The 8066-nt window shown below is 63.8% G+C and carries 10 protein-coding genes; 4 read left to right on the top strand and 6 right to left on the bottom strand.

The features are described from left to right. Window positions 1-79: 79 nt before the first annotated feature. Both K5Q19_RS21980 and K5Q19_RS18960 read left to right on the top strand, forming a co-directional pair. Entirely contained in the window at window positions 80-685 is a 606-nt protein-coding gene (locus tag K5Q19_RS21980) for an integrase arm-type DNA-binding domain-containing protein (protein WP_365760234.1), read from the top strand. Between the two features lie 757 nt (window positions 686-1442). Further along, on the top strand, window positions 1443-2663 hold the full coding sequence (locus K5Q19_RS18960; RefSeq protein WP_292948440.1) for a hypothetical protein: 1221 nt from the start codon (window positions 1443-1445) through the stop codon (window positions 2661-2663). Window positions 2664-2718: 55 nt separating this feature from the next. On the opposite strand, the gene K5Q19_RS18955 is transcribed toward K5Q19_RS18960, so the two are convergent. The 6 genes from K5Q19_RS18955 to K5Q19_RS18930 are packed head-to-tail and all read right to left on the bottom strand — an operon-like array spanning window position 2719 to window position 6463. Beyond that, entirely contained in the window at window positions 2719-3099 is a 381-nt protein-coding gene (locus tag K5Q19_RS18955; RefSeq protein WP_292948439.1) for a cytochrome c biogenesis protein CcdA, read from the bottom strand. Window positions 3100-3159: 60 nt separating this feature from the next. Then, window positions 3160-3444: a hypothetical protein gene (locus K5Q19_RS18950; RefSeq protein WP_292948438.1), complete on the bottom strand. Its 285-nt coding sequence runs from the start codon at window positions 3442-3444 to the stop codon at window positions 3160-3162. A gap of 3 nt (window positions 3445-3447) precedes the next feature. Continuing rightward, window positions 3448-4578, bottom strand: a complete 1131-nt coding sequence (locus K5Q19_RS18945) for an ABC transporter permease (RefSeq protein ID WP_292948437.1) — start codon at window positions 4576-4578, stop codon at window positions 3448-3450. Continuing rightward, window positions 4514-4762: a hypothetical protein gene (locus K5Q19_RS18940; protein ID WP_292948436.1), complete on the bottom strand. Its 249-nt coding sequence runs from the start codon at window positions 4760-4762 to the stop codon at window positions 4514-4516. Before K5Q19_RS18940 ends, K5Q19_RS18945 begins: the two co-directional genes overlap by 65 nt. Next, window positions 4749-5789 carry a 3-oxoacyl-[acyl-carrier-protein] synthase III C-terminal domain-containing protein gene (locus K5Q19_RS18935; protein ID WP_292948435.1) on the bottom strand — a complete coding sequence of 347 codons (1041 nt, stop codon included), beginning with the start codon at window positions 5787-5789 and terminating at the stop codon, window positions 4749-4751. The genes K5Q19_RS18940 and K5Q19_RS18935 overlap by 14 nt, the downstream gene beginning before the upstream one ends. After that, window positions 5786-6463, bottom strand: a complete 678-nt coding sequence (locus K5Q19_RS18930; protein ID WP_292948434.1) for a 3-oxoacyl-ACP synthase — start codon at window positions 6461-6463, stop codon at window positions 5786-5788. Before K5Q19_RS18930 ends, K5Q19_RS18935 begins: the two co-directional genes overlap by 4 nt. A gap of 121 nt (window positions 6464-6584) precedes the next feature. Here K5Q19_RS18930 and K5Q19_RS18925 point away from each other — a divergent pair, with 121 nt between their 5' ends. Then, a complete protein-coding gene (locus K5Q19_RS18925) occupies window positions 6585-7115 on the top strand; it encodes a sigma-70 family RNA polymerase sigma factor (protein ID WP_292948433.1) in 531 nt (176 codons plus the stop codon). Then, complete coding sequence (locus K5Q19_RS18920) at window positions 7112-7753, top strand: DUF1109 domain-containing protein (RefSeq protein WP_292948432.1); 642 nt, start codon at window positions 7112-7114, stop codon at window positions 7751-7753. Before K5Q19_RS18925 ends, K5Q19_RS18920 begins: the two co-directional genes overlap by 4 nt. Window positions 7754-8066: the final 313 nt, after the last annotated feature.

Genomic DNA, 8066 nt, shown 5'->3' with positions numbered 1-8066 from the left:
TACGCGACAGCGTCGCAGCAATGGAAAATAAACCATTGGGATAGCGTGAATTTGTTCCTTCTATGAAGGAGCAAGATCGATGTCAACGAATGGCCATGTGGTAACGTCAGAGGCGGTCAGGAACGCTGGATCGACTCGGTGGCGAGGGGGCAAGAGTACAAGCCAGAAGGTCAGGCTCGATGGGAACATCGCCCGCCGCAAGGTTGTCGGGCAGGAGTTCTTCTGGTGGGATACCGAGATGCCGGGGTTCGGCTTGCGGGTGTTTGCCAGCGGCGCGAAGTGCTGGTTCGTCCAGTTCCGCCAGCGCGGCAAGCAGAAGCGAGTAACCCTCGGCAGACCTCCTGAAATGCGCGCGGAGAAGGCGAGAGCTTTGGCACGCGCACAGCTCGCTAAGGCTGCGCTTGACGGGCTGCCCGGCGCACCGAAGGCAAAGGCCAAGGGCGGCGGCGGAATGCTGTTCTCCGATTATGCCCCGCGCTTCTGGGCCGACTATTCCCGACATTGGAAGCCCTCGACCCGCAAGAGCAACCGATCCCGCGTCTTGAAAGGCTTGCCCGCAACCTTTGGGCACTTGCGCATCGATGCCATCCGCAAAACCGATATTCTTCGGTGGCGTGACAGCTGGGCCGCTCGCCCGGGTGCCTTCAACCGCACGATCCCAATCCTGTCGGTGATGATGGGTTAGGGCATCCATCGGAGGGAGCGGGCGGATTGGATTGAGCCGTTCCTGCGACCGCGAAGCGAGATGTCTCAGTGACGAGTTCGAGGCTCCGTTTCCTTCATCGAACGCCCCAAGCAGCACCGACAAGGCCAAAAGGTTCATGGCATTTGCTGCTGTGTAGAAGTTGAGGATGTCGGCAATCTCACGTCGATCCGTTTCCGTAAGCCGTGCGGCTTCCACTGCATACGGGAAGACAGGCGGCAAGTTGGGCAAAGGAACATGCTGGCGGATTTCGCGGTCGAAGTCGTGCACGGCACCAGATGCATATAGCGGCCTAAGGACGTGCCAAACGTGACTGAGCGCGCCGGGAATCGCCGCCATGTTCCGGTAAACCAGGTTGATCGCCGGCAGGCCGGATGTCGCCCGGATGTCAGCGTAGATTTCCGCGATGTCGTCGCGGGCGTCCGCTTCGCCGATTCCAGCCCAAGAAGTCGGCACAGTCATCGCGCCTCACCCATGCGACAAGCATACGATCCTGCCATTGCCGTACCGTCCTTTGCCTTGTTGAACAAATGCGCGATCATGCTGGATTCAGTGCTCCCATCATCTCTTGAATCTTGGCCCCAGCTCGGCGGTGTGCTCCAGCTCCGACCTTGCTACAGGAGCAAATAGGGGCCCCTTGCGACGTGGGTGTATAGTCCAAGCGGGGCGGCACCTCGCTGTGTCAAAACCTTGCTGTGGCCAATACCGCGAATTAAGCACATTTTTGTATCTAGGTAGCATGAGGCACGCGCTCTCCGGTCTGGTTGTGGTTTTGGTCATATGGCCATGCCCTTCGGCCGGGGCGCGGGATCTGTTTGATCGATCGACGGTCTCTGGCGTGGTGGTTGCGGGGCCAGTCCTCGCATCGGAAAATGCAGCGTGGACCAGCGGGGGATCGGGCAAGCTGGAACATCGCGGCGCTGAATTCGCCGCTGATGCCATCGTCGCTTGGCGGCCTGACATGACGGATCGGGTGGCCTCCCATATCTCGCTGGCGCTGCAATCGTCGGTCCGCGGGGTAGTGGGCCTCGATGAAGCGTATGTTCGTCTGCGGCGTGATCCAGGAGCATCGATCGGTGTTTCGGCGCGGGCAGGCCTGTTCTTTCCGCCAGCGTCGCTTGAACACGATGGTGCCGAGTGGACCACCCACTATACGCTCACACCTTCCGCGATCGGCAGTTGGATCGCCGAAGAGGTGAAGGTGCTCGGCGCCGAACTCACGGTGCACACTGCGATTGCCGAGCGGCCGGTCAACATGACCGTCGCGGCATTCGGTGCCAACGATACGGCGGGCGCCTTGCTCACATTCCGCGGGTGGGCCCTGCACGATATTCGCGCGACCGCTGGCCAGACGCTGCCCCTTCCGCCGGTTACGCCCGTCTTCTTCGAGCAGGCAGTACGGACCCGGCCTGTAGTCGAGGTTGATCGACGCATTGGCGGCTACGGCAGGGTCGAAGTGGCCATGTCAGACGCCCTGAGCCTGAGTGGGATGGTCTATGCTAACAGGGGCGATCCCACTGCATTGCGCAACGGCCAATACGCATGGCAGACGCGCTTCGCGACGGTCGGGGCCAGTCTTAGAACATCTGGCGACACGACCATCCTTGCCCAAGTCATGGTAGGCAATTCAATAATGGGCCTCGATCCGGCAAGGCGGGCGGTTACCGATGTGTCTTTTAGCTCAGGTTACGTGCTCATTTCCAAGCCGCTGCGCACCGGCTCGCTGACCGGCCGGATCGACCTTTTCAAGGTGGACGACCGATCATTGCTCGATCTGGAAAACAATCGCGAGCGGGGCGCAGCGGCAACCGGGGCTTGGGCCAAGCCGCTGGCAGGCGCTACCGAACTAGTCACCGAAGTTCAGGCCGTGTGGAGTGATCGGCCTGCGCGGGCGCGGATTGGTCTGCGCGCCGAACAGGTCGATGTTCAAACGAGAATTGCCGTGCGAGCGCGCTTTTGAACTTCGGAATTGCTGGTTGGCCATGTTAGGTGCACCCAGCGCTACCCGCCGCTCATCAGATCGACGTTGTCAGATCCACCAGCCAGTCAGGCGAGGCCGAGACGAGCACGCCTTTGACCAACTTGTCGCCGCCACTCATGATCAGCACGCCGACAACCATCAGCAATCCGCCAAGCACGCGTTTGCCCGTACCGCCCGCGCTCAGCAACCGGCCGCGCCACTGTGCGAGCAGTGAGCGGGTGGCGAAGGCCAGAACGAGAAGTATACTGGCAATGCCTAGGCCGAATGCCGCCATGGTCAGCACCACCATCGTGAGGTTCTCTCCTTGTGCGGCAAGCACCGTGGCCGCGCCGAGCGTCGGGCCGACGCAGGGGCTCCAGACGAGGTCAAGCAGAACACCGATCGAGGCCTGCCCGGCAAGGCCATAGCGCTCCATACCGGCTTTTCGCGCATTGGCCCAATCGGCGAGCGGGGTGGCCGCGCGGGTCAGCAGGCCTCACGCGGCGGGGACCACGAGCGCCACCCCGGCGGCGATCAGCAAAGCGGCACCCGTCAGGCGGACCCAATCGCCATCGAAGCCCGATGCCGCGCCAATGGTTGCGAGCAGAAACCCGGTCAGCGTGAACGAGGTGACCAGCCCGCCAGCCAAGGCGAGCGGCCCGCGCGGATGAGCCTGGGCGGCGCTGCCGAGTACGATAGGGCCGAGCGGCAGGACGCAAGGCGAAAGGATCGTCAGCGCGCCCGCCGCATAGGCAAGCACCGGGCTCAGCACGTCGGCCATGGCTCAGCCGATCGTTTTGGTGAGCAGGCCGTTGATGGCCGCCTTGTCGGTCGTGTAAACAACGCGGCCCACTTCGCGCGCACCGTTGTAACCGATCAGGGTCGATTGCTTTTGCGCGCCGAGCGCCTTCCACTCGGCCTTCTGCTTGTCGTAGTTGATCGAGAGGATAAGCAGGTTGTTGTACTGTGGCGCGGCCGTGGTCGCCATGATGGTCCGCCCCTGCGAGGAGCAGACAGGGCACCACCACGCCTTGACCTCGACCAGAATGGGACGGCCCTTGGCCTGCGCCCAGCCCGGCAGCGTGGCGAAGGGATAGAGAAACCCCGAAAGAAGCATCGCGGGCAGGTAGAACGCCACCGCACCCTGCAGCGCGGCGAGTTGGGTGCGGGCTCGCGCGGCAATGGCATAACCCAGCACGAAGTGTGCCGCGGCAAACAGCGGCAGGAGTGCCGCAAGCGCAGTAGCATTGCCGCGCACCGGCAGATCGAACAGCCAGACCCCCACCGCCATGACCGCGAGACCCTGCATGCTGCCGATCGCGACATGGGGCAGCAGCTTGCCGAGCAGCACTTCGCCGCGCCCCAGTGGCAGGATCAGCAAAGCCTCCCAGGTGCTGCCTTCGCGTTCCCGCGCGAGGCTCAGCGATCCGAGCATGATCATCGCGATCATCACCGTCACCCCGATCAGGCCCGGCAGGAAGTTCCAGTCGGTGCGCGAATCCGGATTGTAGAGCCGCGTGGTCGTCAACCCCTGCCCGGCGAGATCGCCGCGCTCCGCAACGGTGCGCCAGTACGCAGCCTCGATCCGTGCGGTCGCAGCCGATGCGAGCGCCGCATTGCTTTCATCGACCACGATGCGCAGCGGCCCGCCCTTGGCGAGCGGATTGGCGAAGGACCGGGCCTCGGGCACCTCGATCCCGATGACGGCACCGCCGCGCTTCACCAGCGCCTCGGCCGTTCCGGGTTTGCCGGTTGCGACAATCATAATGTTGCGCAGTTTGCGCAATTCCATGGCCACAGTTTCGGCATCGCTTGCAGTTGGTGCGGAGATGGCCACGGCGACGGCAGCATCAGGCCGGATCGCGGTGCCGAACAGGACGATCTGGACCAGCGGCACTACCAGCAGCAGCGTCAACGCGATGCGCGTGCGCAGCAGCCGCGCCCATCCGGAGCGTCTTCGTCTTGCCGCCGCCATTCGCACCGACGAGACCAAGCAGATCGCCGGCACCAACGCGGATCGTCACATCACACACGACTTCGCGGCCGCCAAACGCCTTCGCCAGACCGCTGACCTCGACCAGCGGCTCATTCACGGCCATGGCCATACGCAAAGCCGCCATACATATGCTTGCTGGCTTCCGCGCCGAGAACGACAATGTCCTCGCCCGGCGCCGCCTGGGCCCTGAGCGTGTCGAACGCGATCCAGATCGCCGCCGACCCGGTGTTGCCGATCCGGTCGGCCTGCACGAACACCCGCTCCTGCGGCAGCGCGAAATGCGCGGCGGCGAGCATGCCGATCCGCCCGCTGACCTGATGCGGGATCACATGGTGGGCGGCCTCTATTGGAAAACCCTGCGCGGCGGCGGCATCACGTCCGGCGTCGAACAGCCGGTGCCCTTCGCCGCGGATGGCCGCAAAGTCATGATCGAAGCGCTGCATGCGGTGCTGACGCGAGATGCCCGACGCCCGCCCGTGGCCAAGCGCGCCGAACCACGCCGCATCGATGGAGGGACGGCACGCTTCGAAGGCGCCTACGATCACCGCACCCGCGCCATCGCCCATCTGCACCATGTTGACGATCTGGTCCGCCTCGGCATCGAGTGAAGCCGGATCGAAGAACAGCGATCCCGTCTCCGAACCGACGATCGCGACCGGACCGGAGCCCGTGGCGACCAGCCCGAACGCAATCATCAACGCGTTGGCAAAGCCCGTGCAGGCCTGTCGCAGCTCGACATGCGGACCCAGATATCCAAGCCGATCAGCCACCATGGCGACATTGGCGGGCAAGGGCTGGTCAGGCGAGGTGGTATGGCCGATCAGGTAGGCAAGATCATGCGGCTGCAGCCCGGCCTCTGCGAGCGCAGCGCGCACCGCCCGTGCCGCAAGCGCCGAATTGGAATCGCCGCTGCGGGGTGCTTCGTCCCGGGTGGTGAAATCGCGGCACAGATGGCGGTTCTCAATCCCAAGCCGTCGCCCGATCGCCGCCGCCTCGCGGGTCCGGGAAAAGCCGAACCGCTGCTGCATCATGGCAATCAGATCGCCGGTCGCCATTGCAGGTCCTGGAAGCGCATGGCCGCTGCCGAGTACGCTGATCCGACCGTTCGAAAGCCAGGGCGATGTACTCATGAGCGGAGCAGGCCCTGCGGCAGTGAACCAAGGTCGGCCCGCAGCCGCGCCGGATCGACAACAAGATCCTCGAACGCATCAGCAGCGAGCATGATGACATTCGCGAGCGCTTCGCGCGCTGCATGGGCGACATCCTCGAACTGCCGGCCATCGGCGCGCATCAGCACAAGCGACCGGCTGAGCCGGACATGCCGCGTCTCGTCCAGCCGGATGCGTGCGAGCATGCCCGCTACGGCCTGATCGCCAGCGACCGGAGAACCGGGCCGCAGCAACCGGCTCAGGATCGTGCAGACGCCGGCATCGATGGCAGCAATCCGCGCAAGATGCGTCAGCGTCGAACCGCGTCCCAGATCGATGTGAAAGCGGCGCGCCTCGCGGCGCAATGCCGTCGCCGTAGTGGGCGGCAGCCTCTCGGCAAGGCCATGCAGCAGGCGGTCATGGATGCGCTCTTCCTCGGCGATGGCCTTCAGCGCTGCGGCTGCCGCCGGATCACCGTCGCTTGCGGCCAGGCCATCGAACGCAATGGCCGCCGCTTCCTCGCCGCAGCCGAGCAGCGGGACCAGCATCGCAAGCGCAGAGGCATGGCGATCGGCGAGCCGGACATCGATTGGCGACGCGCGCGCGAAACCTTGGCCTGCACCGAAGCAGAAGGTCTTCCTGACTGCCCGGATCATCTCGCGCGCGCTCCGATCTGTTCAAAAGGCGTTGATCTGCCTAGTGCTTCGCAGAGGAGCGGCGCGCAGTTACACTTCGCATGCGTAACTAAACTGCAACCGGATACGAAGGACGCTTCGAGTGGCATCGGACGAAGCAGCGCTGCAATCGCTGATGCAGGCAAGCCTGGCAGGCGATGCGCGTGCGCACCGCGCCCTGCTCACCGCGTTGCTACCAGTGCTGCGACGCTATTTTGCGAGGAAGGGTGTAAACGATGCCGATATTGACGATCTGGTGCAGATGACGCTGATTGCGGTGCACGAGCGCGGCGAAACGTACGATCCTGGAAAGCCCTTCGCTCCTTGGGTCTATGCAATTGCGCGCTACAAGATGATCGATCAGTTCCGCCGAACCCGCAGGCACATCGCCCTTGACGAGATCGGCGAGCTTGCCGACGAGCATGATTTCAGTGATGCGATACGGGCCCGGCTGGATGTCGACGCGCAATTGGCGAAACTTCCGGACAAACAGGCAGCCGCTGTGCGAGCGATCAGAATCGAGCAGCTCAGTGTCGCGGAGACCGCCGCACGCGAGGGGCTGTCTCCGTCCGATATCAAGATCTCGGTGCATCGCGGATTGAAGGCGCTCGCCAAGCGGATGCTGCGCAAGTGACGGACTTCGATCTTCTGGTCGACAGCTTGGTCGAGCAACACCGGCGCAAGCCGCCGCTCATGCTGCCGCGCCGGGTCGCAAACGCGGCGCTGCTCGGGGCGGCGATCACACTAGTCCTCGTCCTCGCGTGGGGCCTCCGGCCTGACATCGCTGCAGCGAGCGCGACCTCGGGCTTTTGGATAAAGCTTGGCTTTGGGGCCGGATTTGCAGTTGCCGGGTTGGCCGGCCTGCTGGCACTGTTCAGACCCGAGCATCCCGCGCCGCGCCGTCTCGGGCTCGTTGCCATCCCGCTCGCAGTCATTGTCGCTGCGGTGTTCAAGGAAGCTGCAGCAGTTTCGGACACCGAACTGGCGGCACTGTGGCTGGGCAGAACGGCCGTCGCATGTCCATTCGCGATAGTTGCGCTATCCATCGCCCCTGCCATTGCACTGATCATCGCCGGACGGCGCTCTGCGCCAACCCGGCTCAGGCTGACGGGCGGTGCCATCGGACTCGCATCGGGCGGCATCGCGGCAACGCTCTACGCGTTGCACTGTCCGGAAACCGGAATGTCGTTCGTAGCCACCTGGTATCTTATCGGCATCCTGCTGGCGGTGCTGATTGGAGCCATAAGCGGTCCGCGTTTGCTTAGTTGGTGAATGCGTTTGGCGCTGACCGGGGGAAGACTGGATAAGGCAACTCTGCAGACCAATCACCTTGCGCCCGTTGGCAGACTGCCGCATCTCTACCTGAGGCTTGCCAAGCGATGTCCGGGTGCAGTCTTGCTTCCGTTCGCGGGCAAATTTTTCGTTAATTCATCCCCAGTGGCGATGGTTCATACCCGCAGCCAACGCGCTCTGTCATCTCCAAGAAAACACCCCCTTTCATGACTTCAACACGCCCCTGACCGAACCCGGACAGGCACTGCAACGCGCGCTCGGGCGGACCGAGTTGCCGTTTTTTGAACGGCTG

It is taken from the genome of Novosphingobium sp., from assembly GCF_019748365.1.
GTDB lineage: Bacteria > Pseudomonadota > Alphaproteobacteria > Sphingomonadales > Sphingomonadaceae > Novosphingobium.
Note: the sequence above shows the minus strand (reverse complement) of the source record. Positions and strands in the feature narration are given on the sequence as shown.

What these genes read in the sequence shown, in the direction of transcription:
- K5Q19_RS21980 (WP_365760234.1), top strand. Translation starts at nt 80, where the DNA reads ATGTCAACGAATGGCCATGTGGTAACGTCAGAGGCGGTCAGGAACGCT.
- K5Q19_RS18960 (WP_292948440.1), top strand. Translation starts at nt 1,443, where the DNA reads ATGAGGCACGCGCTCTCCGGTCTGGTTGTGGTTTTGGTCATATGGCCA.
- K5Q19_RS18955 (WP_292948439.1), bottom strand. Translation starts at nt 3,099, where the DNA reads ATGGAGCGCTATGGCCTTGCCGGGCAGGCCTCGATCGGTGTTCTGCTT.
- K5Q19_RS18950 (WP_292948438.1), bottom strand. Translation starts at nt 3,444, where the DNA reads ATGGCCGACGTGCTGAGCCCGGTGCTTGCCTATGCGGCGGGCGCGCTG.
- K5Q19_RS18940 (WP_292948436.1), bottom strand. Translation starts at nt 4,762, where the DNA reads ATGGCCGTGAATGAGCCGCTGGTCGAGGTCAGCGGTCTGGCGAAGGCG.
- K5Q19_RS18935 (WP_292948435.1), bottom strand. Translation starts at nt 5,789, where the DNA reads ATGAGTACATCGCCCTGGCTTTCGAACGGTCGGATCAGCGTACTCGGC.
- K5Q19_RS18930 (WP_292948434.1), bottom strand. Translation starts at nt 6,463, where the DNA reads ATGATCCGGGCAGTCAGGAAGACCTTCTGCTTCGGTGCAGGCCAAGGT.